Origin of the sequence: Kitasatospora viridis (assembly GCF_007829815.1) — a bacterium.
In the GTDB taxonomy this organism is placed as follows: Bacteria; Actinomycetota; Actinomycetes; order Streptomycetales; family Streptomycetaceae; genus Kitasatospora; species Kitasatospora viridis.
On sequence record NZ_VIWT01000009.1, the window covers coordinates 38,772 to 60,329 of the forward strand.

Genomic DNA, 21,558 nt, shown 5'->3' on the forward strand with positions numbered 1-21,558 from the left:
GGCCGCGCGAATCTCCCGGGAATGTGGCTGATGGACCGCATCGAACCGATCATCGTCGCGCTCGACTTCGACAATCGCTCAGCCGCCGAGGCCGCCGTCGACCGGATCGGCGACGAATGCCGCTTCTACAAGGTCGGCCTGGAACTCCTGACCAGCGCCGGGCCCGAATTCGTCCGGCACTTGGTCGACCGGGGGAACAAGGTGTTCCTCGACCTCAAGCTGTTCGAGATCCCCAATTCCGTGGCGGGCGCGGTCCGGGCCGCCGGTGAGCTCGGCGTCTCGTTGGTGACCGTGCACAGCATGGGCGGCGCGGGCATCGTGGCCGCCGCCGTCGAGGCGGCCGCCGACTACCCCGGGCTGCGGGTGCCGGCGCTGACCGTGGTCACCAGCATGACCGACGCCGACCTCGCCGAGACCGGCGTCGACGCCACGGTCGAGCGGCAGGTCCCGCGCCTGGCCGCGCTCGCGCACCGGGCCGGCTGCCACGGCGTGGTCGCCTCCCCGCAGGAGGTGCCCGTGCTGCGCGCGGCCCTGGGGAGCGGGCCGCTGATCGTCACCCCGGGGGTCCGGCTGCCCGGCGCGGGCCCGCTCGCCGACCACGCCCGCTCGGGCACTCCGCGCGCCGCTCTCGCCGACGGCGCCTCGCACGTGATCGTCGGCCGCGGGGTCACCCGCGCACCCGACCCGCTGGCCGCGCTGCGCCTGGTGCGGGCGGACCTGGCGGGGAAGGGCTGAGCCGCCTTCAGGGGTTCAGGCACGGGCCGGGGCCAGGCGCTGGGAACGGCGGGCGAGGGCGATCATGACGGCGGGGAAGAGCACGTCGCAGACCAGTACCCCGCCGGTGTTGCCCGGGGCGTGGTCGCCGTGCGCGAACCACTGGTAGAGGTGGCCGATCACCGCGCCCCACAGGAACATGCCGATGCCGAGCCCGATGGTGATGCGTTCGCGGGCGGTGGCGGAGCGGGAGGCGGCGCGGAAGCCCATGGCAGCGAGGCCGAGGTTGGCGAAGGCGATCTCGAACTCGAACGGGGTCCGGGTGAAGCCGATCGCGGTGGCCATGCCGTCGGGGACGGCGAGGAAGGCGATGGTCAGCCACAGGCTCCCGCAGCCGACGGCGGCGACGGCCCACCACCGTTGCCAGGTCTCCAGCGCGGCCTGGCGGGAGGGGCTGTGCCGGGTGCGCAGCAGTGCGCCGACGACGGCGATCAGCACCCAGAGCAGGGGGAGGGCGGACTGGACGAGGAAGGGGGTCTTGTTCATGCCGACCAGTCTTGCACGGTTAATATTAACAAGGCAACACTCTGCTAGGATCGGATCATGGACGACGGGCTCGCTGATCTGCTGCATCGTGTGGTGTTCCTGCTCGGGGAGGCCGCGCGACAACGCGGCGCCGACTCCGGCGGCGATCTGACCTACAGTCAGATGCGCCTGCTGGGCACGCTGGAGGACATCCAGCCGGTCACCCAGCACCAGCTCGCGCAGGCCCTGTCGGTCTCCGACCCGGCGATCAGCCGGGCGCTGCGCCCGCTGGAGGCGGCCGGGCTGGTGCAGGTCCGCCCCGACCCCGAGCACGGCCGGCGGCGGCTGGTCGGCCTCACCGAGGCGGGCCGCAAGGCCTTCCACGACAGCGGGAAGCCGCTCTACGACGAGCTGCGCAAGGCCCTGCTCGACGCCGGCTTCCCCTACGAGCGCTACCTGCGCGACACCGAGGAGCTGGCCCGCATCCTGGAGCGGCCCTGAGACCGACCGCCCTGCCGACCGGAAGTGACGGCGCGTCAGCGGGGCGCGCGGGCGGGCGCGGGAGCCCCGGACGAACCCCGCGCGCTCTACCGGCGGACGGGTGGCCGTGGTGATGATGAGCCGGTCCCCCCGTGATCCGACCCGCTCCGCGCGCAGCCGTGCGGGGGCGGTGGAAGGAGCGCCCGCGTGTTGCTGCTCATCTCCCCGGACAGCGTCGAGGAGGCCCTCGACTGCGCGAAGGCCGCCGAGCACCTCGACATCGTCGACGTGAAGAAGCCCGACGAGGGCTCGCTCGGCGCCAACTACCCCTGGGTGATCCGGGAGATACGCGCCGCCGTCCCGGCGGACACGCCGGTCTCGGCCACCGTGGGGGACGTGCCCTACAAGCCCGGCACGGTCGCCCAGGCGGCGCTCGGGGCGGCGGTGTCCGGCGCCACCTACATCAAGGTCGGCCTCTACGGGTGCGGCACGCCCGAGCAGGCGATCGAGGTGATGCGCGGGGTGGTCCGGGCGGTCAAGGAGTACCGGGCGGACGCGTTCGTGGTGGCCTCGGGCTACGCGGACGCGCACCGGATCGGCAGCGTCAACCCGCTCGCCCTGCCCGACATCGCGTTCCGCTCGGGCGCCGACGCGGCCATGCTCGACACCGCGATCAAGGACGGCACCCGGCTCTTCGACCACCTGCCGCCCGAGGTCTGCGCGGACTTCGTCAAACGGGCCCACCAGGTGGACCTGCTGGCCGCCCTGGCGGGCAGCGTCAAGGCGGCCGACCTGGGCGAGCTGACCTCGATGGGCACCGACATCGTCGGCGTGCGCGGCGCCGTCTGCGAGGGCGGGGACCGGACCGCCGGCCGGATCCAGCCGCACCTGGTGGCAGCCTTCCGGGCGGAGCTGGACCGCTGGGCGAGCCGTTGACGACCGGCCGGGCCAACGAGGCCCTGAGCCGCTTCGCCGTGCTCGACCCCGCCACCGGCGAGCCCTTCGACGAGGCCCCCGACCAGCGCCCGGACCAGGAGCTGGACGCCGTCGTCGACCGCGCCCGGCAGGCCTGGCACGACTGGCGCGCCGACCCGGAGGTGCGCACCGCCGCGCTGCTCGCCGCGGCCGACGCCGTCGAGGCCGCCCGGGACGAGCTCGCACCGCTTCTCACCCGGGAACAGGGCAAGCCGCTGGCCGAGTCGCACGCCGAAGTCGCCCGCACGGCGGCCCGGTTGCGCTACTTCGCCGGGCTGAGCACGCCCCCCGAGCCGATCACCGACGGCCGCCCGGTGCGCAGCGAGGTGCGCTGGCGCCCGCTCGGGCCGGTCGCCGCGATCGTGCCGTGGAACTTCCCGCTGCAGCTGGCCTCGGCGAAGTTCGCGCCCGCGCTCGCCGCCGGCAACACCGTGGTGCTCAAGCCCTCCCCGTTCACCCCGCTGGCCACCCGGCTGCTCGCATCCGTGCTGGCCGCCGCCCTGCCGGAGGGCGTGCTGACCGTCGTCACCGGCCGCGAGCCGCTGGGCGCCCGGCTGGTGGCGCACCCGGGGATCCGGCACGTCACCTTCACCGGCTCGACCGCCACCGGCCGCGCCGTCGCCGCCGGCGCGGCGCCCTCGCTGGCCCGGGTCACCCTGGAGCTGGGCGGCAACGACGCGGCGGTGCTGCTGGACGACGTGGACGTGGAGGCCGTCGCGGACCGGCTGTTCTGGGCGGCGTTCCGCAACTGCGGGCAGGTCTGCATGGCCGTCAAACGGGTCTACGCGCCCGAGCGGCTGCACGCCCGGGTGGTCGAGGCGCTGGCCGAGCGGGCCAAGGCCGTCGTGGTCGGTCCCGGCCTGGACCCGGCCACCCGGCTGGGGCCGGTCAACAACCGCCCCCAGCTTGCCAAGGTGGAGCACTACACGGCTCGGGCGTTGGCCGACGGCGCCCGGGCCGCGGCGGGCGGCCACCGGCTGGACCGGCCGGGCTTCTTCTACGCGCCGACCGTGCTGACCGACGTGCCGCCGGACAGCCCGGTGGTGACGCGCGAACAGTTCGGGCCGGTGCTGCCGGTGCTGCCCTACCGGCGGCTGGACGAGGCGGTCGAGGCCGCCAACTCCGGCGAGTACGCGCTGGGCGGCTCGGTCTGGGGGACCGACCTGGACCGGGCCGAGCGGGTGGCCGAGCGGCTGGAGTGCGGCACGGCGTGGATCAACCAGCACGCCGAGCTCTCCCTCGCCCAGCCGTTCGCCGGCGCCAAGCAGAGCGGCCTCGGCGTCGCGGGCGGGCCCTGGGGGCTCTACGGGAACCTCCGGCCCTTCGTGCTGCACCGGCCGGAGTAGGTGGCGGGGGTGGAGTTCCGGGCAGCGGTGCTGCGCTCGTACCAGGACCCGTTCGCCGTCGAGCGGGTGGCCCTGCGCTCCGGCCCGGCCGCCGGCGAGGTGCTGGTGCGGATCGCGGGGTGCGGGATGTGCCGCACCGACCTGGCGGTGCGGCGCTCGGCGGGCCGCTCGCCGCTGCCGGCGGTGCTCGGCCACGAGGGCGCCGGGGTGGTGGTGGAGACCGGCGGGCCGGACACCGGCCTGGGCGTCGGCGACCACGTGGTGCTGAGCTTCGACTCCTGCGGGCGGTGCCCCAACTGCGCGGCCGCGGCGCCGGCTTACTGCGACTCGTTCGCCGCGCTCAACCTGTTCGGCGGCCGCGCGGAGCACGCCGAGCGGTTCACCGACGCCGCCGGGGGAGTGCTCGCGCCCCGCTGGTTCGGCCAGTCCGCCTTCGCCGAGTACGCGCTGGTCCCGGCCCGCAACGCCGTGCGGGTCGACTCCGCGCTGCCGGTCGAGCTGCTCGGGCCGCTCGGCTGCGGGTTCCTCACCGGCGCCGGCGCGGTGTTCAACTCCTTCGGCGCCGGGCCCGGCGACAGCCTGGTGGTGCTCGGCGCGGGCGCGGTCGGCCTGGCCGCGGTGATGGCGGCCGGCGCCGCCGGGGTGACGGCCCTGGCGGTCGACCGGCACCCGCGCCGGCTCGCGCTGGCCGAGCGGTTCGGCGCCACGCCGCTGCCCGCCGACGGGGCGGACCTGCCCGGGCGGATCCGGCGCCTCACCGACGGCGGCGCACAGTACGCGCTGGACACCACCGCCAGCGCACCGCTGATCAACGACGCGTTGCGGGCACTGCGGCCGACCGGCGAACTCGGCCTGGTGGCACGGCTGAACACCGCGCTCGCGCTGGAGCCGGGCACCTTGGACCGGGGCCGGCGGATCCTGCACATCTGCGAGGGCGACGCGGTGCCCGCCCTGCTGGTCCCGCGCCTGATCGCGCTCTGGCAGGCCGGGCGGTTCCCCTTCGACGAGCTGATTCGCCGTTACCCGCTCGCCGCCGTCAACGAGGCCGAACGCGACTGCGAGGCGGGCCTGGTGGTGAAGCCGGTGCTGATCCCGTGACCCCCCGGGGGCACGGGATCAGCCGAGCGCGGTCGGCTTGTTCGCGAAGACCCACCGGTTGCCCGCGAGCGCGTCGTTGGACTCGGGCAGCGGCCCGCGGCCGTGCTCCCGGGTGTAGTCGAAGGGGGTGCGGACGCAGGTGCACCAGCCCCGGCCCGCGAGGGCTCCGGCGGAGTCGGGGCGCGGCTCGCCGATGAACAGGCTGAGCAGGTCGATGCCGATCTGCTCGGCGGTGGCGGTGTAGAGCGGGCTGGTGCGGTACTCCAGCAAGTCCCGGTCGAGTTTCACCTCGTAGGCCAGCGAGCTGCCCGGGGCGCTCAACCGGTCGACGGTGTCGAAGAGTTCGGTCTCCGCGGCGCTGGGCAGGTAGAACAGCAGTCCCTCGGCGAGCCAGACCGTCGGCGCGCTGCGCTCGAAGCCGGCGGCGGTCAGCGCGCCGACCCAGTCCTCGCGCAGGTCCACCGGGACCGGCACCCGCAGCGCGGTGGGCGCCGCCGCGAGGCCGCCGAGCACCCGGTGCTTGAACGCCAGCACGGCCTCCCGGTCGATCTCGAAGACGGTGCAGCCGGCCGGCCAGTCCAGCCGGAACGCCCGGGTGTCCAACCCCGCGCCGAGCAGCACCACTTGACGGATCCCGGCGCCCGCGGACCGGACCAGGAAGTCGTCCAGCACCCGGGTGCGTAGCCCGAAGTAGCGGGCGAACCGGCCCCACAGCGGGTTCGCGTCCCCGTCCGGCACCTGCCCGATCCGCACCGGCCAGCCCGCCGAGGCCGGGGCGGCCCGCACGAAGTGCTCGGCGTACACGTCCCGGGCCAGGCTGTCGGGCCGGTGCGTCTCGATCGCCCGCGCCGCCGCGACCAGCAGGGCCGTCGCTCCGACGCCCCCGTCCACGCCCTCGGTGCCGGCCATGTGCCCTCCAGGTCAGGGGAGTTCGTCGTCCCCCTACTATCGGGGGCGGCGCCGGGCGGGCGGGGCGAAGGCAATGGGACTCACTCGTTGGAGTGAATCACCGTCATCTCGGTCAGATTCTCGCTGACATGTGCTAGTCAATGCCCTCGGCTGACGTCCCGTCAGGGCAGCACGATCACCTGGCACCCGTGACCGGCCAGCGCGCGCACGATCGAGCGGGCCACCGCCTCGTCCAGCGAGAGCACGAACAGCCCGGGCAGCAGCACCACGCCGAAGAACCCGCTCGCCACTGCCCGCAGCAGCCGCTGCAGCTCCGGCAGCGCCTGCGAGGCCAGCCGGCCGTTGTCGATGAAGATCGCCGGGGCGGGCAGTGCCAGCGCCTGGGCGTGGTCCAGCACGGCGTTGCGGTGCGGGGTCATCTGGAAGTGGTCGAAGGGGAAGCACCTCAGGTACGCCGCGGTGCGCGGCGGGGTCGTTGTGGGGAGGTGGTCGGTGGTGGCGCTCATGCTCACTCCGGACGGACAAGGGGACCGGAGGTCCGAGGACGATCGCCTGGGCCGACCGGTGGCACTTCCCAGCAAAGCCGCCGACCCGGTGTTCGACAATAGGTAGCGGCACCCATTCGACGGTGGGAGCGCTGGGTACTCGCCCGTCCAACCCCGCTGAGCTGCGCCGATCTCGCGTTGTCACCGGACGCGACCCCGGCCAGACTCGGAAGGGCGGGGCGGCGGGCACCCGATCGCCTCACCGTACGTGACAAGGACGGCACAGTATGGCCCAGCAGCTCGCCGACCGCAGCCCGGCCGGCGGCCCCGGTTTCGGCTTCGTCGGCCGGCGCCGGGAGCTGGCCCGGGTGCTGGAGGCCGTGCGGCACGAGCCCGCCGTGGTGCTGATCGAGGGCGAAGCCGGCATCGGCAAGAGCCGGCTGATCCGCGAGGCCGTGCTCGCGCTGGCCGCCGAGGGCCGCCCGGTGCTCACCGGCCTGTGCCACCCGCTGCGCGAACCGATCCCGTTCGGGCCGGTCACCGACGCGCTGCGCGAGGCGGGCCCCTGGCTGCCGCCGGTCGCCCGGATCCCGCCGACGGCCGGCGCGCTGGCCCCGCTGCTGCCCGACCTGGCCGACCACCTCCCGCCGCCACCGCCTCACCCCGGCGACGCCCCGGCCGAACGCCAGCTGCGGATCCAGGCGGTGCGCTCGCTGCTGGCCGCGATCGGCCGGGTGGTGCTGGTCATCGACGACCTGCACTGGGCCGACCTGGCCACCCGGGAGCTGCTGCTGGTGCTGGCCCGCGACATGCCGGCCCCGCTCAGCCTGGTGCTGGCCTACCGGCCGCAGGACCTCTCCCCGGGCGAACACGTCCTCGGCTCCGCCTACCGCCGCCCGCCCGAACTGGCCGGCGCCACCATCCAGCTCCACCCGCTGCTGGAGCACGACGTCGCCGACCTGGCCGGCGCCGCACTCGGACCGGACAGCAGCCCCCCGCTGGTCCGTGCACTGTTCCGCCGCAGCGAGGGCCTGCCGCTGGTGGTGGAGGAGGACCTGCTCACGCTGGTCGAGCGCGAACCGCGCGACCCGGCCGCCCTCGCCACCGACCTGCACCGCACGCCGGTGCCCGCCGCGCTGCGCGAGACCATCGGCGAACGGCTGGCCGGCCTGCCCGAGGAGAGCGCCGCCCTGGTGGACGCGGCCGCCGTGCTGGCCGTGCCGGCCGCCGAGGCGCTGCTGGCCGCCGTCGCCGAGATCGCGCCCGAGCGCAGCACCGAGGCCCTCGCGCTGGCCCTGCAGGCCCGCGCGCTGCGCGAGAGCGGCCCGGACCGGTACGCCTTTCGCCACGTGCTGGCCCGGCAGGTGGCCTACGAACGCGTACCCGCCCCGATCCGCACCCGCCTGCACCGCCGGGCGATCGAGGTGCTGCGCGCCCACACCCCGCCGCCGCTGGTGCAGATCGCCCACCACCTGCAGGCGGTCGGCGACCGCGACGGCTGGCTCGCCACCGCCGAGGCCGCCGCCCGGCAGGCCGTCGAGGTGGACGACCTGGGCACCGCCGCCGGGCTGCTGCGCCAGCTGCTGGAGCAGGACGACCTGCCGGCGGCGCTGCGCAGCTGGTCCGCCCTGGCGCTGGCCAGGATGGTCGTGGACGTCGCCGACGCGGCCGACAGCACCCGAATCCTCGGCCGGATCCTCGCCGACCCGCGGCTGCCGGGGCCCGACCGCGGCGAGATCCGCCTGGGCCTGGGCCTGCTGCTGGTCAACCAGGGCCAGGACCGGGCCGGCTTCCGCGAGATCGAACGCTCCGTCGAGGAGCTCGCCGACCGGCCCTCGCGCGCCGTGCGGGCCATGGTGGCCCTGGCGATCGACGAGAAGCGCGACGCGAGTGCCTGGCTCGACCGGGCCGAACGGACGGAGCGTCAGGGCGGCTGCGACGAACCGGCCCGGGCCTCGATCCGCGCCGCCCGCCTCAACCTGCTCGCCCGGGAGGGCGACCCGGCCGTCTGGCCGCTGCTGGACGAACTGCCCCGCGGCTGCGAGGACCCCGAGGTGCGCCGGCACACCGTGCGGGCGCTCTACAACGTCGGCGACCTGGCGATCGAGCTCGGCCACGACCGGCGGGCGGGCGAGCTGCTCGACGAGGCGATCGACCTGGGCCGCCGGGCGCTGGCCCCCAAGATCGAGGGCTACATCCTGATCGACCGGCTGCGCCTGGAACTGCTGGCCGGCCGGTGGGCCGGACTGGAGGAGCGGATGGCCGCCCTCGCCCGCGACTACCCGGACCTGGTGATGGCCGAGGAGGAGCGGCGGCTGGCCGGCGGGCTGATGGCCGCGGCCCGGGGCGAGTGGGCCCGCGCGCTCGAACACTTCGGGGTGGTCGCCGAGACCCGGGAGAAGGAGTTCACCACCACCCCCGCGCTGCGGGCCGCCACCGGCGCCGTGGGCGTGCTGCTGGCCCGCAAGGAGCCGGAGCGGGCCTGGGCGGTGGCCGAGCCGGCGCTGGCCGAGCTGCGCCGGGTGCGGGCCTGGCCGCGCGGCACCGGCCTGGTCGCCGTCGCCGTCGAGGCCGCGCTGGCCCGCGGCGACCGCAAGGGCGCGCAGGGCCTCGTAGCCGAGGCCGAGCAGGGCCTGCGGGGCCGCGACGCGCCCGCCGCCACTGCCGAACTCCTGCTCGCCCAGGGCCTGCTGGCTCTCGGGTCCGATGACGCGGCGGCGGTGCGGTGCTTCGAGGCGGCCCGGGACACCTGGCAGCGGATCGGCCGGCCCTACCACGAGGCGCTCGCCGCCGAGCGGCTGGCCGGCCCGCTGGCCGCCGCGGAACCGGACCGGGCGGCGGCCGAACTCGCCGCGGCCGCCGAGACGTTCGACGAGCTCGGGGCCACCTCCGACCTGGCCCGCTGCCAGCACGCGCTGCGCGAGCTCAGCCAGCCCCGGACCACCGGCCGGGGCCGCCGCGGCTACGGCCGGCAACTGTCGCCGCGCGAACGCCAGGTGGCCGAGTTCCTGGCCCAGGGCCTGGGCAACCAGGAGATCGCCCAAGCCCTGTTCCTCTCCCCGCGCACCGTCGAGCACCACGTGGCGCACGTGCTGGAGAAGCTCGACGTCTCCCGAAAAGACGTCAGGGCCCGCCTCGCCAGGGGTGATTGATGGCTCGTCAGCTGCCGTGCGGCTACTCGCCGAGCGCGATCCGTATCCCGAAACCCACGATGACCGTGCCGGTGATCCGGTCCAGCAGGCGCTGGGCCTGCGGCTTGCGCAGCCAGCCGCGCAGCGAGCGGGTGAAGGCGATCAGCACGGCCGACCAGGTGAGGCCCAGCAGGATGTGCACGCTGGTGAGCAGCAGGCCCATCGCGAGGTGCGGTGCGCCCGGCGGGATGAACTGCGGGAGCAGGGCGACGTAGAAGGCGCCCATCTTCGGGTTGAGCAGGTTGGTCAGGGTGCCCTGGCGCCAGCCGCCGGCCACGGTGTCCGCGAGCGGCACCGGCGCCTCCTCGGGCGCCGCCTCGGCCGCGCGGCCGCGCCGGGTGCTGAGCAGCATCCGGATGCCCATCCAGACCAGGTACGCGGCGCCCGTCCAGCGCAGCGTCTCGTAGGCCAGGTGCGAGGCGGTCAGCAGGGCGGTGATGCCGAGCGAGGCGAAGCCGCCCCAGACCAGGGTGCCGGTCTGGATCCCGAGGACGGTGCCCCAGGCCCGCCGTCGGTGGCCGAGCGCCGAGGTGCGCAGGATCAGGGCGGTGTCGAGTCCGGGGGTCAGGGTCAGGAGCCCGACGACCAGGGAGAACGACCACAGTGCGGTGCTGATTGTCATGGATGTTCAGCTTATCGGTGCTGGATCGGCGCCCCGCCGCGGGGGTCCGCCAGGGGGACAGCGCACCGGGCTGACGGACCGTCACCGCGGCCCGCGCAGGTACCGCTCGATCAGCTTGGCCAGCTCCGGCCCCTGCTCGTAGGCCAGCGGCGCGAGCTCCGGCGGCAGCACCAGGCCCTCCGGCAGCCGGTCGTAGGCCTCGCCCAGCTGCCGCCGGTAGCCGTCCACCAGCAGCTCGGGCCAGGCGCCGGTGAGCGGCGGCCGCATCCGCGACTCGGCGGCCAGTGCGGCGAGTTGGACGGCGGCCTCCTCGACGGCCGCCTCGCGGGTCCAGTCGGTCACGGGGGAGCGGTCCGGGTGCCACGGCGCGAGCCAGTTGCTCGGGCGGTGGTGCAGGATCGCGGCGGCCAACTCCTCGGCGATCAGCGGGGAGGCGTGCAGCCCGTCGCGGTGGGTGCCGGTGGCGATCCACAGGCCGGGCCGCGCGGTGGCGCCGAGCAGCGGGTGGCCGTCCAGCCCGACCGGGCGGTTCCCGTGGTGCAGTCGGCGCACCCGGGCCCCGGTGAGCCCGTGGTGCAGTTGGCCGAGCGCGCCCTCCAGCAGGAACCGCAGCGCCCCGGCGGTCGGCTCGCCGCCCGGTGCCAGGGCGGGGGCGGTGGAGGCACCCACGTACCAACTCCCGTCCGCCTGCGGCACGGCGTGCAGGCCGCAGGCGTACGCGCGGTTGGGCGTGCGCAGCACGGCGGGCAGCGGGGCCGGCGCGCCGAGCGTCACGGCGGTGCCCTCGGCGGCGACCACCGGCAGCACCGGCAGCCGCGGATCGAGCGCCTCCAGCAGCGGGGTGGTCCAGGCGCCGGCGGCCAGCACCAGGGTGGGCGCGGTCAGCACGGCGCCCCGCAGGTGCAGCGCGTAGCCCGCGCCGTCGGTGCGCAGCCGGCCGGCCGGCACCCGGGTCAGGCCGGGCAGCGCGGCGAGCGCGGCGTCCAGGGTGGCGAGCCAGCGGCGGGCGTCCAGGTAGGCCTCGGCCGGCAGGTGGAGGGCGCGCAGCGCGCGGTCGTTCTCCAGCGGGCGGTGGGCCGGAACGTCGGCGGGATCGACCTCCTGCACCGGCAGCCCGTGCTCGTGCCCGGCCGCGCCGATCGCCGCGAAGGCCTGCTCGTCGAGCCGCCCGGAGACGGCGTTCAGCAGCACGAAGGTGCCGGCGCCGTACCCGTCGCGCAGCGGCGCCCGGGCGCCGGCCCGCTCGCGCACCCGCTCCCGCCAGGCGGGCCAGCGCCGGGCCGCCTCCACGGCGAGCCCCAGCCGCAGCCGCCCGTGCCGGGTGCGCAGACCGGCCGCCGTCACCTCGCCCAGCACGCCCAGCATCGCGCCCGCCGCAGCCGAAGCCCCCGCGGCCCGCCGCCCGGCGAGCGCCACCCGCAGGCCCGGATCCGCGCCCGCGAGCGCGAAGGCGATCGACCGGCCCAGCACCCCGTCGCCCAGCACCAGCACATCCGTCGCCACCCGCCGCACGCCGACCCCTCTCGACACCCCTGACCTTCGGTGTCATCCCTGTCCCGGCAAAGGGGTTCGTACGCGTGCCGCGCCGGGCCGATCCGGTCAGGGCGGATCCGATCGGTCCCGGTCCCGCCGTGTGCAACCGCCCGTTCCCGCCCCGGCGTCGTACCCTGCGAACCCGACACACCAGGCGGAGCGGCACCATGACCCGAGAGATCCAGGCACCGGCGGTGGACCGGCGCGCCCTTCTGCGGCTGGGCGCCGGCGCGGCCGCCGCGGCGGCGCTGACCGGCTGCGGCCCCGGCCCCACTCGCTCGGCGTCCCCCTCCGCCACGCCAGGAGGCACCTCCGCCACGCCGGGAGGCACCGTGTCCGCGTCCCCCACCCGCCCGGCCGGCCCGGCCGACTGGACCGCCCTGGCCAAGGACCTCCAGGGCACCCTGGTCCGCCCCGGCGACGCCCAGTACTCCGCCGCCGCCCGCGTCTACCAGCCGCAGTACGACGGGACCAGGCCGGCCGGCGTCGTCTACCCGGCGAACAGTCAGGACGCCGCCACCGCACTCGGGTTCGCCCGCCGCTACCAGCTGCCGCTGGCGCTGCGCAGCGGTGGCCACAGCTACGGCGGCTGGTCGGCGGGCCCCGGACTGGTGCTGGACGTCGGCAAGCTGAACGGCGTCACCGCGAGCGGCGGCGGCGCGACCATCGGCGCCGGCGCCCGCCTGATCGACGTCTACACCGACCTCGGCGCGCAGGGCGTGACGATCCCCGCCGGCACCTGCCCGAGCGTCGGGGTGACCGGGCTGACCCTCGGCGGCGGCGTCGGCGTGACCTGCCGCACCTACGGGCTGACCTGCGACAACCTCACCGGCGCCGAGGTGGTGACGGCCGACGGGCGGATCCTGCGGGCGGCCGCCGACAGCGAGCCCGAGCTGTTCTGGGCGCTGCGCGGCGGTGGCGGCGGCAACTTCGGCGTGGTCACCTCGCTGGACTTCCGCACCCGGCCCGCCGCCGAGTGCAGCTACGCCTTCCTCTCCTGGCCCTGGTCGTCCGCGGCGCAGGTGATCGCGGCCTGGCAGGCCTGGGCACCGACCGCGCCGGACCAGCTCTGGGCCGACCTGCACCTGCTCGCCTGGCCCGGCGGCAAACTGGAGCTCAGCAGCACCGTCGTCTACCTCGGCCCGGCCGGGGAACTCGGCAACCTGATCGACCGGTTGGCGGTCGCGCCGAACGCCGCCCCGATCCACACCAAGCCCTACCTGGACACCATGCAGGAGATGGGCGGCGTCGCGGGCTGGAGCCAGGCGGCCGCCCACCTGCCGGGCACCCTGCCCGGCCAGAACCCGGCGGGCCGGCTGACCCGGGAGTCCTACGCCGCGCGCTCCGACTTCTTCACCCGGCCGATCCCGCAGGCCGGCGCCACCGCGCTGGTCGCCGCCGTCGAGCGCTACGCGCACACCGCACCGCAGGGCGGCAGCGCGGGCGTGGCCTTCGACGCGCTGGGCGGCGCGGTGAACCGGGTGGCCCCGGGCGACACCGCCTTCGTGCACCGCGGCGCGCTCTTCCTGGCCCAGTACACCGCCAACTTCGCGCCCGACGGCACCGGCGTCGCGCAGTCCCGCGACTGGCTGAACGGCCTGTGGACCGGCCTGCGCCCGTACGCCAGCGGCGAGGCCTACCAGAACTACGCCGACCCGCAGTTGACGGGCTGGGAGCAGGCCTACTACGGCGCCAACGCCGCCCGGCTGCGCCGGGTCAAGCAGAGCTACGACCCGGGCGGCCTGTTCCGCTTCCCGCAGTCGGTGCCGCTCTGACCGGCCGCCGCGCGCGATGACGACGGGCAGCCCCGCCTCACGGATGGTGAAGCGGGGCTGCCCGGGCGTCAGGACGGGGTCAGTGCAGGATCGCGTGCGAGATGGCGCAGGAGTTGGTGTCGTTCGACCAGCTGGCCTGCTCGGCGAACTTGCCGGTGCCCATGCCCACCATGGCGGCGCCGCCGGCGGTGCCGGGGGCGAGCCAGGCGCACTCGTCGGAGTTCTCCTCGCCGTTGTTGGCGCCGGTCTGCTGGTTGGTCCAGCCGCCCGCCGGGAACTGGTCCGACATCATCTCGTGCCACTCGTGGCCCAGGGTCATCGTCCAACCGTCCAGCGTGCCGCCGGTCTTGTTGACGAAGCCGACGCCGCAGCTCTGCCCCATGTCCATGTTGTACGGCTGGTTGCTGAAGGCCAGCGGGCCGTACGGGGAGGTCACGGCGCCGCCGGTGAGGGTGGAGTCACCGGTGTAGTCGTGCCAGGCGCAGTAGCCGGTGTTCGGGTCCTGGTAGCCGTCCGGGTCGGTGCCGTGCGGCGAGAGGATCACGTAGTAGGTGTGCCGGTTCGAGGCGGCGGAGGTGTTGCCGAAGTGCTTGGCCGCCTTCACCGCCTCCTGGCCCAGCTGGTTGCCGGTCGAACCCTGCGGCGAGGCACCGGAGTTGTCGTACCAGACGCCGGACAGCACGCCGCCCTTCTGGTACGGGACGAACGAGGCGTTCGACGGGCAGCTGGTGGCGCCGGTCTTCACGTTCTTGCCGTCGCACCACTGGGTCAGGTCGGCGGACCACTTCTCGCCGCCGGTGCCGATGCCCTTGAACATCTGCTGGGTGACCGGCGCGGCGCCGTCGGGGTCGCCGGTGAAGGTGGCGTTCCCGTTCTTGTCGGTGCCCTTCTTGCCCCACTGGGTGCCGTAGAAGATCAGGTAGACCTTGGAGTGGCCGTCGTTGACGCCGACCCCGTCTATGCCGCCGCCGTAGGCGAGGGTGTTCGGGCCGGTGGCGGCGGTGCCCGCCTGCGCGGCGGCGTGGTCCCGGGCAGCGGCGGCCTGGCCCAGGAACGGGACGGCGCCGGGGTGGCTGTGCGCACCGGCCGCCACCGCGCTGGGCGTGGCGGCCAGGAAGGCTCCGGCGGCGAGGGACAGGGCGGCGACACCGGTGAAGGCGGCGCGGGCCGAGCCGCGGAGCGTGGGGGTACCCATCGTGAGCAGTTCCTCTCGTCGGTCGGCCGCACCGAGGGGGTCGGTGGTGCGGCCGGGGCGATGACGCAAGATCAGTGATCGCGTCCGGCGGCGGAACTGCGGGCGTGCCGGGGTGCGCCGCGGCCCCGGCAGGGCCATGGCGTGGTCTTTACCCGTGCAAGCCGTGCTGCCGCCGAGGCGGATGACTGGATCCGCCAAGCTCCGTGTGCTGACAGGCTGTTGACCTGCGGGCATCGGGTCCCCGGCGGCTTGCTTGCGGTAAAGGAAATCAGTGGTGTCGTGACCGAGTCAACACTCTTGCGTGAGCTTTAGTGATTGGTTTGACCGGTCAATGCGGCGGGTGATCGCGCGGTGACGGTGGATCAGTGCCGCGTGGGGTCGCGGCCCGCGCCAGTGGACCGAACGGCTGAACCGGGGCGGGCGCGACGGCGCGCTGGCCGGGTGGTCCGGTGTCCGTCGGGCACGCTCGATCCCGGACCCGACTAACTGTCGGATCATCAGTTTTTCCTAACGCCGGGCCCGTTCACGTCGGCACACCGGCGCACTGAGAAAGGGCTCAGCCGATGCACACGACACCCCGCAGGATCGCCCAGACCTTAGCGACCACCGCCACCGCCGCCGCACTCACCTGGCTCCCCGTCCCGGCGCACGCCGCCCCCGGGGACGCCGGCGACGTGAAGATCCACACCACCACCGAGGCCGTCGGCGACCAGGCCGACGAACCCAAGGTCTGCGGCTTCTACCTGGACGCCTTCACCTTCGACACCGTCACCGCGGCGGTCTGGACCATCGAGCAGCAGCCGCCCACCGGCACCGCCGAAGTGCTGAACGGCAGCATCCTGCTGGCCGGCGGCATCGGCCACACCGGCCACCTCAGCCTGCCGGACGGCCACTACAAGCTGGACTGGTACCCCGTCGGCGCGCCCGGCAGCGCCAAGCACAAGGTCTTCACGGTCGACTGCGCCAGCGGCAGCCCGTCGCCGAGCGGCAGTTCCTCGCCCTCGACCGGCGGCGGACCCTCCGGCAGCCCCTCCGGCGGTCCGAGCGGAGCGCCCAGCGGCGGACCCAGCGGTGGACCCAGCCAGCGCCCCGGATCGGGCCGCACCCCCAACGGCCCGGTCGGCGCCGGTGAGGGCGGCGCCAGCGGCAGCTCCGGCCGCGCCGAGATCGCCGGCGGAGCCGCGCTGGTCGCCGCGGCCGGCGCCCTGCTCGCCCGGGCCCGCCGGCGCGCCAGGCGTCATGCCGACCACTGACCGCCGTCCCGCCCGACGACGCCGCGGTGCCGGCCGGCTGACGGCCGCCACCGCGGCGGGGGCACTGCTCTGCGGCGGCTGGCTGATCACCGACGGCGCCAGCGCCCCCGCCGGCCCGCCCCAGCCCGAACCCGTGCCCAGCGCCCCCGCCCCGAGCACCCCCGCCCCGGGCACCGCCACGCCCGCCCCGAGCCGCGGCCCCGTACTGCCGCCCTCACCCCCGGCCCGACTGCGGATCCGGGCCCTCAAACTCAACGCCACCGTCACCCCGCTGGGCCTGGACGACCAGGGCCGGCTCACCACCCCGCCCGCAGAACGGCACGACCTCACCGGCTGGTACCGCGGCAGCGCCACCCCCGGCGAGAACGGCACCACGGTGATCGTCGGACACGTCGACGACCGGCGCGGCCCCAGCGTCTTCTTCCTGCTCGGCCGCCTGCACCCCGGCAGCACCGTCACGCTCACCCGCGAGGACCGACGCACCGTCACCTTCACCGTGGACGCGGTCCGCAGCTACCCGAAGGCCGACTTCCCCACCGCCCAGGTCTACGCCGCCACCGGCCGGCCCGAACTGCGCCTGATCACCTGCGGCGGCCACTACGACCACCGCACCGGCTACCAGGCCAACACCGTCGTCTTCGCCCACCTGACGGGGATCGGCTGAGCCCTGCGGGCCCGTGCCGGCCGACGCGCCGTCAGACCACGGGCGGCCGCTGGACGTCGTACGGGTCCCACTCGTGCTGCCAGAGCGCCCCGAACCCCCGCTCCGCCACGTACTGCCGCTCCACCTCGTGGATCGGGTAGACGCCCTGCACGTTCACCAGGTCCGGCCCCGTGTGCCCGGGCGCCGAGACGTCGATGCGCAGGCAGTCCTCCTTCGCCAGCACCGCCGGTGCGAACACCACGAACGCCGTCATCGGCGACTCCCCGCAGATCCGCTCCCCGAGATCCACCACGTCCCCGTACGAGAACGGGCAGACCCCGCGCATCCGCTCAGCCACGAACCCGAGCGCGTGCGCCCAGCCCTCGTCCGGCGAGCTGACGCTCAGGCAGAGCTCCGGCCTCCCGTGCCGCCAGGCCGCGTGCTCGGCCAGCGACAGGCCGTACGTGACCGCCGTCAGCATCCCCGGCTCCGGCAGTCCCCGGTAGACCACGGAGGTCACCCCCGGCAACCCCGGCCTGCTCGACGGGGTCGGCAGGAACCGCGGCTCGGCCTCCGCCGTGACGCGCTCCAGGTGGGCGAAGAACTTCTCCACTCGACTCGACATGCGGCCCAGCCTGCACCACCGCACCGACCGGCCGGTACTGAACCAGTTCTTAACCATCCGTCAGGCACACTGCTGACCGCCCGGCAGCCCGCCGGCAGCGCGGCACGCTCGGCCGGCCGCGCCGGGAACGGCCCGAGGACGGCTTGGTGACCCTCACGAGTGACGCAGCACAGGTGGACCGAGCCGGCCGCAGAGCCCGCGGCGGACCCGAGGCCAACGCCCGGCTCACCGCCACCACCGGCGTCCTACTGGTGCTGCTGCTCGCCGTCCAGGGCTGGACGATCCTGTCCATCACCCGCCGGGTGGAGATCCACGTCTTCGTCGGACTGCTGCTCACCGCGCCGGTCTGCCTCAAACTCGCCAGCGCCGCCTACCGCTTCGTCCGCTACTACACCGGCGCCCCCGCCTACCGGCGCCAGGGCCCGCCGCCGCTCGCCCGCCGACTGCTCGGCCCCCTGCTGATCGCCGCCACCCTCGCCGTCTTCGCCACCGGCCTCACCCTCGGCCTGACCGGCGGCAACACCGGCTCCGTCCCGGTGCTCCTGCTGCACAAGCTCGCCTTCGTCGGCTGGATCTCCCTGACCTCCCTGCACGTACTGCTCAACCTCCCGCAACTGGCCCGCCTGCTCAACCGCCCCGTCCCCCGCGCCGCCCGCCGCTGGGCACTGATCGCGTTGGCGCTGGCCGTCGGCACCGCCCTCGGCCTCGCGGGCGAGCACCTGGCGAACGCCTGGCGATCCTGACCCTTCGTCACGACATCAGCCGGCTGCTGCCCCCGCGCGACGCAGTACCGCCGATCCGCGGTCTGGGAGGACGTCCGCCCTGGACGCGCGGTATCAAGCCGGTGATCGTTCGACGCGACGTCGCTCACCAGGGCCTGCTCGATCATCTGCCCGGCCATCTTCGACGCTCCGCCTCACCTCGGCGCCAAGGGCTTCGACACGGGCTCGGACTCGCTTGTCGTCGATGATCCGGCCGGCCGTCGACCTGGGCACGCCGAACAGCGGCGCGAGTTGCCGTAGCGTCAGGTTCGTGCGCCGTAGGCGGCGACCAGCAGAACCCGGTTCTCCAACGGCAGACTCCAGGGTCGGCCCGGCCCGACGGTTTCGGCGCCCTCACGGCGCAGTGCCGTAACCAGCTTGCGGAAGTCCCACGGGCTCAACCCGGTGAACGGGGCTCTCCAGGACGGCTCCGACGCCGTGACTGCACCACTCGATGCTCCGCCCCGACCCCGCCCAGTGATCCCGCCTTGCCGAGATCCATGACAACCTCATCTCGCCCGAATCGAGGAGGCCAAGCGCGAAGGCCGGCTCGGCGAGATCGAAGGACTCGGAGTCAGCCTCGCCGGTGCGGAGGCCAAGCTCACGCAACTCAACATGCAGAACACGAATCCTCAACGTGCCGTCGATCTCGGCATGCCGTCATATCGAGAGAGCGCACCACGTGTCGGCTGAGAAATGTCAAGCAATCAGCTTCTTGAGCCAGTCCGGAGGTTCCGCAAGAGTGACGGCTCCATAAAGCTGTCGGCCATAGAACAATGCGGCAAGCTCGTCGAGCATTACAGGCGTCAGAGCGTCATTGCGCATGTCTACCCACAGCCGACTCCCCAGGAATGGGGGAACGGAATGGCCATCGCCATCGCGAAGCACTGGAATCACTCGCCGGCCCGGCTCGGCTGAAGCCATGAATCTCTTTATGAGGACCTTTTCATAGCCGACGCCGCCGGCGTCCCTCCTGGCTCTATCGGCATAGTTTGGGGTGCAAATCACCGCGATATGGTTGCATGATTCGACAAGTCGTTCCATGAAGTCATCGAGAGAATCGCCGTAGCTAGTTCCATGGACGTCCACTACCGCGTCCACTCCAAGGGACCTCAGCCCGTTGGTAAAGTCCTCGCGCACCCATAGCTTGTGTGGCTCACTGTCCCAGGAGTAGGAGACGAACACCACGGGGGCGGGTCCCGTAGGTCCGAGTGCGGGAACAGTGCTGGTCATGACACGCCCACCCGGCGGCTGCCCGACTCTGGATCGGGCAGCACTTCGACGCCCAGCTTCTTCAGGATTTCATCGGGGATGAGAGTATCTCTGGCGACTTTGGCATACCTGGTACTTCCGACCTCGCCGAAGACTGCAAATAGTCGACCGGGGCCCGCGGGGAAGGCGATTCCGTCGAATCCGGACTCGAGCGCGACTGTCGCGAAGTCCTGGCCCAGCGTGTAATCTTCGGACTCGACGAGCTCCCGAAGCGGGAATCCCATTCTGGGAATATCTCGGGAGGTGAGATCTATCAGGCGAAGTGGAGTTGGGAACCGGAGTTCGCTGAGAATGTACCTCTCCAGGTCGGAGCTTCGGATGACCTTCAGGCCTCCGATGAATGCAAATGTCGCATTCACCTCGTCCGGGGCCAGGTACAGGACTCCTGTTTCTGGCTGGTCTGGCACGAATCGGGCGGGCCCGCGGAAATAGAATTCCGGATCGTAATTGCGCCTATGAAGGCGCCATCCCACCTGAGTTTCCTGTGATGGCAGGGATTCGATCGGCCATGGCGTCGTATTCATATCACCACGTTATGGTTCCGAAAGCCTGGCCGCATGCGGACGACTCCTCCAGCCGCTGCACCGTGCGGTGCTGGGGGCGCTCCCGCCGCCCCCGCTCCAGATCCTGGACCGAGCGGGCCGCCAGCCCGGCGGCTACGGCAAGCTCCTCCTGCGTCAGCCCCGCGACCCGGCGCAACTCCAGCAACATCTCACCGAACGCCGTCACCCGCCCACCCCCACTTCCCCAGCCTCCGGAGGCGTCCCAGACGTACCCCGCTAGGGACTCCCAGTGAAGCGCCGCACACCGGATCCTACTCACCGGTAATCGAATGAGGCCTTACCGCGCGGACGGCGCTGTGTGTCCCTGTCGCTTACCCGGCAGATCCTTGCGCTTCGAGCGGGCGCGGTTCTTCCGGCCGAACTTCCGGTGGTTCTTCCTGTCCTTCTTCCTGGTGCTGATGTCGGGCACGGTGTTCTGCTTGTCCGCGATCAACCAATGGGCATCCGCTGCGGCGCCTCATCGCCCCCCAGCCCTGCCCATGGGCGTGTCTGTACGCGCACGGACACCCTGTGTCAGCACTTCCCTTCCAGAAATGAGGAGAAGATCATGCGTTCTGCCGCCAAGACCGGGCTGCGTGCCCTGGCCGTCCTGGCCCTCACCGCGTCAGCCGCCTCCGCGGTTCCGGGCGTCGCCACGGCCGCGCCCGCCAACTCGAACGGCACTAACCAGATCCACACCTTCGTGGGTAAGTGCCTCGACGTCTGGGATGGCAGCGTCAACGACGGGGCCGGCATCGACCAGTGGACCTGCGACGGCAACTCCAACCAGCAGTTCACGCTCGTGCCGACCAACAACGGCACTTACCAGATCCACACCTTCGTGGGTAAGTGCCTCGACGTCTGGGATGGCAGCGTCAACGACGGGGCCGGCATCGACCAGTGGACCTGCGACGGCAACTCCAACCAGCAGTTCACGCTCGTGCCGACCAACAACGGCACTTACCAGATCCACACCTTCGTGGGTAAGTGCCTCGACGTCTGGGATGGCAGCGTCAACGACGGGGCCGGCATCGACCAGTGGACCTGCGACGGCAACTCCAACCAGCAGTTCACGCTCGCCTGAGCTGAGCCGAGCAGCTGGTAGACGCGGCACCCGGCTTGGTCAGCACTGGCCTGGCCGGGTGCCGGCAGCCCGGCGTCAGACACGTCCCGAACCGACTCTCGTCCCCGAGCACTCGCTCAACCTTCGATGTGGACGGGTGGGAGCCCAGCTGGGGCGAAGACCCGCACGATGGCCTCCGTAACGCGAGCCCGTCACTGCGGCACTGGCTGTGGACCTGGGCGTGCGGCGGCGACGTCTGGGCTCAAGTGCACGACCGTGCTTGACCCGTAGCCGCACGGCAGCACGCCGGCTGTCGGGCTCCTCGTGCTGAAACGATCAGCGGGTCAAGCGCAGCGCCAGCACCGGGCAGGCGGCCGCCGCGCGGCGGGCGTAGCCGGTCAGGTCGGTGGGGACCTCGGGCTGATGGAGGATCGGGTAGCCCCACTCGTCCAGTGAGATCAGCTCCGGCAGCAGTTCGGCGCAGGCGCCGTGGCCCTCGCAGGCGATCCGGTCGAGGCGCAGCACCATTCCCTGACGTCGCGTCACCCGGC

Annotated in this window: 22 protein-coding genes and 1 pseudogene; 11 read left to right on the top strand and 12 right to left on the bottom strand. The window is 73.6% G+C overall.

The genetic code is table 11. The annotated features are described in order from the left end of the window. Positions 1-30: 30 nt before the first annotated feature. Entirely contained in the window at positions 31-735 is a 705-nt protein-coding gene (gene pyrF, locus FHX73_RS43250; RefSeq protein WP_145911623.1) for an orotidine-5'-phosphate decarboxylase, read from the top strand. Positions 736-750: 15 nt separating this feature from the next. Here the strand turns inward: pyrF and FHX73_RS43255 are convergent, their stop codons facing one another. Next, entirely contained in the window at positions 751-1,260 is a 510-nt protein-coding gene (locus tag FHX73_RS43255; protein ID WP_145911624.1) for a DUF6790 family protein, read from the bottom strand. A gap of 57 nt (positions 1,261-1,317) precedes the next feature. On the opposite strand from FHX73_RS43255, the gene FHX73_RS43260 reads away from it, so the two are divergent. From FHX73_RS43260 to FHX73_RS43275, 4 genes are all read left to right on the top strand, one after another. Beyond that, on the top strand, positions 1,318-1,740 hold the full coding sequence (locus FHX73_RS43260) for a MarR family winged helix-turn-helix transcriptional regulator (RefSeq protein WP_145911625.1): 423 nt from the start codon (positions 1,318-1,320) through the stop codon (positions 1,738-1,740). Positions 1,741-1,926: 186 nt separating this feature from the next. Beyond that, positions 1,927-2,655, top strand: a complete 729-nt coding sequence (locus tag FHX73_RS43265; RefSeq protein WP_145911626.1) for a (5-formylfuran-3-yl)methyl phosphate synthase — start codon at positions 1,927-1,929, stop codon at positions 2,653-2,655. Beyond that, positions 2,652-4,040 (top strand): aldehyde dehydrogenase family protein, encoded by a 1,389-nt coding sequence (locus FHX73_RS43270; protein ID WP_246214248.1) that lies wholly within the window; start codon positions 2,652-2,654, stop codon positions 4,038-4,040. Before FHX73_RS43265 ends, FHX73_RS43270 begins: the two co-directional genes overlap by 4 nt. Before the next feature lie 9 nt (positions 4,041-4,049). Continuing rightward, entirely contained in the window at positions 4,050-5,138 is a 1,089-nt protein-coding gene (locus tag FHX73_RS43275; RefSeq protein ID WP_145911627.1) for an NAD(P)-dependent alcohol dehydrogenase, read from the top strand. A gap of 18 nt (positions 5,139-5,156) precedes the next feature. On the opposite strand, the gene FHX73_RS43280 is transcribed toward FHX73_RS43275, so the two are convergent. Together FHX73_RS43280 and FHX73_RS43285 are read right to left on the bottom strand one after the other, a co-directional pair. Then, positions 5,157-6,047, bottom strand: coding sequence for a class I SAM-dependent methyltransferase (locus FHX73_RS43280; RefSeq protein ID WP_145911628.1), 891 nt, complete (start codon positions 6,045-6,047; stop codon positions 5,157-5,159). A 161-nt stretch (positions 6,048-6,208) separates the two neighbouring features. Continuing rightward, entirely contained in the window at positions 6,209-6,553 is a 345-nt protein-coding gene (locus tag FHX73_RS43285; RefSeq protein WP_145911629.1) for a recombinase family protein, read from the bottom strand. 266 nt (positions 6,554-6,819) lie between these two features. On the opposite strand from FHX73_RS43285, the gene FHX73_RS43290 reads away from it, so the two are divergent. Further along, a complete protein-coding gene (locus tag FHX73_RS43290) occupies positions 6,820-9,684 on the top strand; it encodes a helix-turn-helix transcriptional regulator (protein ID WP_145911630.1) in 2,865 nt (954 codons plus the stop codon). A gap of 22 nt (positions 9,685-9,706) precedes the next feature. Here FHX73_RS43290 and FHX73_RS43295 read toward each other — a convergent pair whose 3' ends face one another. After that, a complete protein-coding gene (locus tag FHX73_RS43295) occupies positions 9,707-10,345 on the bottom strand; it encodes a LysE family translocator (RefSeq protein WP_145911631.1) in 639 nt (212 codons plus the stop codon). Positions 10,346-10,426: 81 nt separating this feature from the next. Continuing rightward, a complete protein-coding gene (locus FHX73_RS43300) occupies positions 10,427-11,875 on the bottom strand; it encodes an NAD(P)/FAD-dependent oxidoreductase (protein WP_145911632.1) in 1,449 nt (482 codons plus the stop codon). Positions 11,876-12,045: 170 nt separating this feature from the next. Here FHX73_RS43300 and FHX73_RS43305 point away from each other — a divergent pair, with 170 nt between their 5' ends. Beyond that, the gene (locus FHX73_RS43305) at positions 12,046-13,653 is read left to right on the top strand and encodes an FAD-binding oxidoreductase (protein ID WP_246214249.1); all 1,608 of its coding nucleotides are present in this window, start codon (positions 12,046-12,048) and stop codon (positions 13,651-13,653) included. Between the two features lie 79 nt (positions 13,654-13,732). Here the strand turns inward: FHX73_RS43305 and FHX73_RS43310 are convergent, their stop codons facing one another. Continuing rightward, the gene (locus FHX73_RS43310; protein WP_145911633.1) at positions 13,733-14,848 is read right to left on the bottom strand and encodes a hypothetical protein; all 1,116 of its coding nucleotides are present in this window, start codon (positions 14,846-14,848) and stop codon (positions 13,733-13,735) included. Between the two features lie 563 nt (positions 14,849-15,411). Here FHX73_RS43310 and FHX73_RS45910 point away from each other — a divergent pair. Then, entirely contained in the window at positions 15,412-16,101 is a 690-nt protein-coding gene (locus FHX73_RS45910; RefSeq protein ID WP_211786521.1) for a hypothetical protein, read from the top strand. Next, complete coding sequence (locus FHX73_RS43320; RefSeq protein ID WP_145911634.1) at positions 16,088-16,765, top strand: class F sortase; 678 nt, start codon at positions 16,088-16,090, stop codon at positions 16,763-16,765. Before FHX73_RS45910 ends, FHX73_RS43320 begins: the two co-directional genes overlap by 14 nt. A 31-nt stretch (positions 16,766-16,796) precedes the next feature. On the opposite strand, the gene FHX73_RS43325 is transcribed toward FHX73_RS43320, so the two are convergent. After that, the gene (locus tag FHX73_RS43325; protein ID WP_145911635.1) at positions 16,797-17,369 is read right to left on the bottom strand and encodes a suppressor of fused domain protein; all 573 of its coding nucleotides are present in this window, start codon (positions 17,367-17,369) and stop codon (positions 16,797-16,799) included. Positions 17,370-17,515: 146 nt separating this feature from the next. Here FHX73_RS43325 and FHX73_RS43330 point away from each other — a divergent pair, with 146 nt between their 5' ends. Then, the gene (locus FHX73_RS43330; protein ID WP_145911636.1) at positions 17,516-18,112 is read left to right on the top strand and encodes a hypothetical protein; all 597 of its coding nucleotides are present in this window, start codon (positions 17,516-17,518) and stop codon (positions 18,110-18,112) included. Positions 18,113-18,331: 219 nt separating this feature from the next. Here FHX73_RS43330 and FHX73_RS43335 read toward each other — a convergent pair. From FHX73_RS43335 to FHX73_RS43350, 4 genes and pseudogenes are all read right to left on the bottom strand, one after another. Then, positions 18,332-18,612: pseudogene (locus FHX73_RS43335) on the bottom strand (helix-turn-helix domain-containing protein); the annotation flags it as partial. 217 nt (positions 18,613-18,829) lie between these two features. Further along, complete coding sequence (locus tag FHX73_RS43340) at positions 18,830-19,318, bottom strand: toll/interleukin-1 receptor domain-containing protein (protein WP_170305343.1); 489 nt, start codon at positions 19,316-19,318, stop codon at positions 18,830-18,832. A gap of 41 nt (positions 19,319-19,359) precedes the next feature. Beyond that, positions 19,360-19,875, bottom strand: a complete 516-nt coding sequence (locus FHX73_RS43345; RefSeq protein ID WP_170305344.1) for an RES family NAD+ phosphorylase — start codon at positions 19,873-19,875, stop codon at positions 19,360-19,362. Between the two features lie 52 nt (positions 19,876-19,927). Then, positions 19,928-20,131, bottom strand: a complete 204-nt coding sequence (locus tag FHX73_RS43350) for a helix-turn-helix domain-containing protein (protein ID WP_211786522.1) — start codon at positions 20,129-20,131, stop codon at positions 19,928-19,930. A gap of 381 nt (positions 20,132-20,512) precedes the next feature. Here FHX73_RS43350 and FHX73_RS43355 point away from each other — a divergent pair, with 381 nt between their 5' ends. Continuing rightward, on the top strand, positions 20,513-21,028 hold the full coding sequence (locus tag FHX73_RS43355) for an RICIN domain-containing protein (RefSeq protein ID WP_170305345.1): 516 nt from the start codon (positions 20,513-20,515) through the stop codon (positions 21,026-21,028). A 315-nt stretch (positions 21,029-21,343) separates the two neighbouring features. On the opposite strand, the gene FHX73_RS43365 is transcribed toward FHX73_RS43355, so the two are convergent. After that, the gene (locus tag FHX73_RS43365; protein WP_145911641.1) at positions 21,344-21,553 is read right to left on the bottom strand and encodes a ferredoxin; all 210 of its coding nucleotides are present in this window, start codon (positions 21,551-21,553) and stop codon (positions 21,344-21,346) included. Between the last annotated feature and the right edge of the window lie 5 nt (positions 21,554-21,558).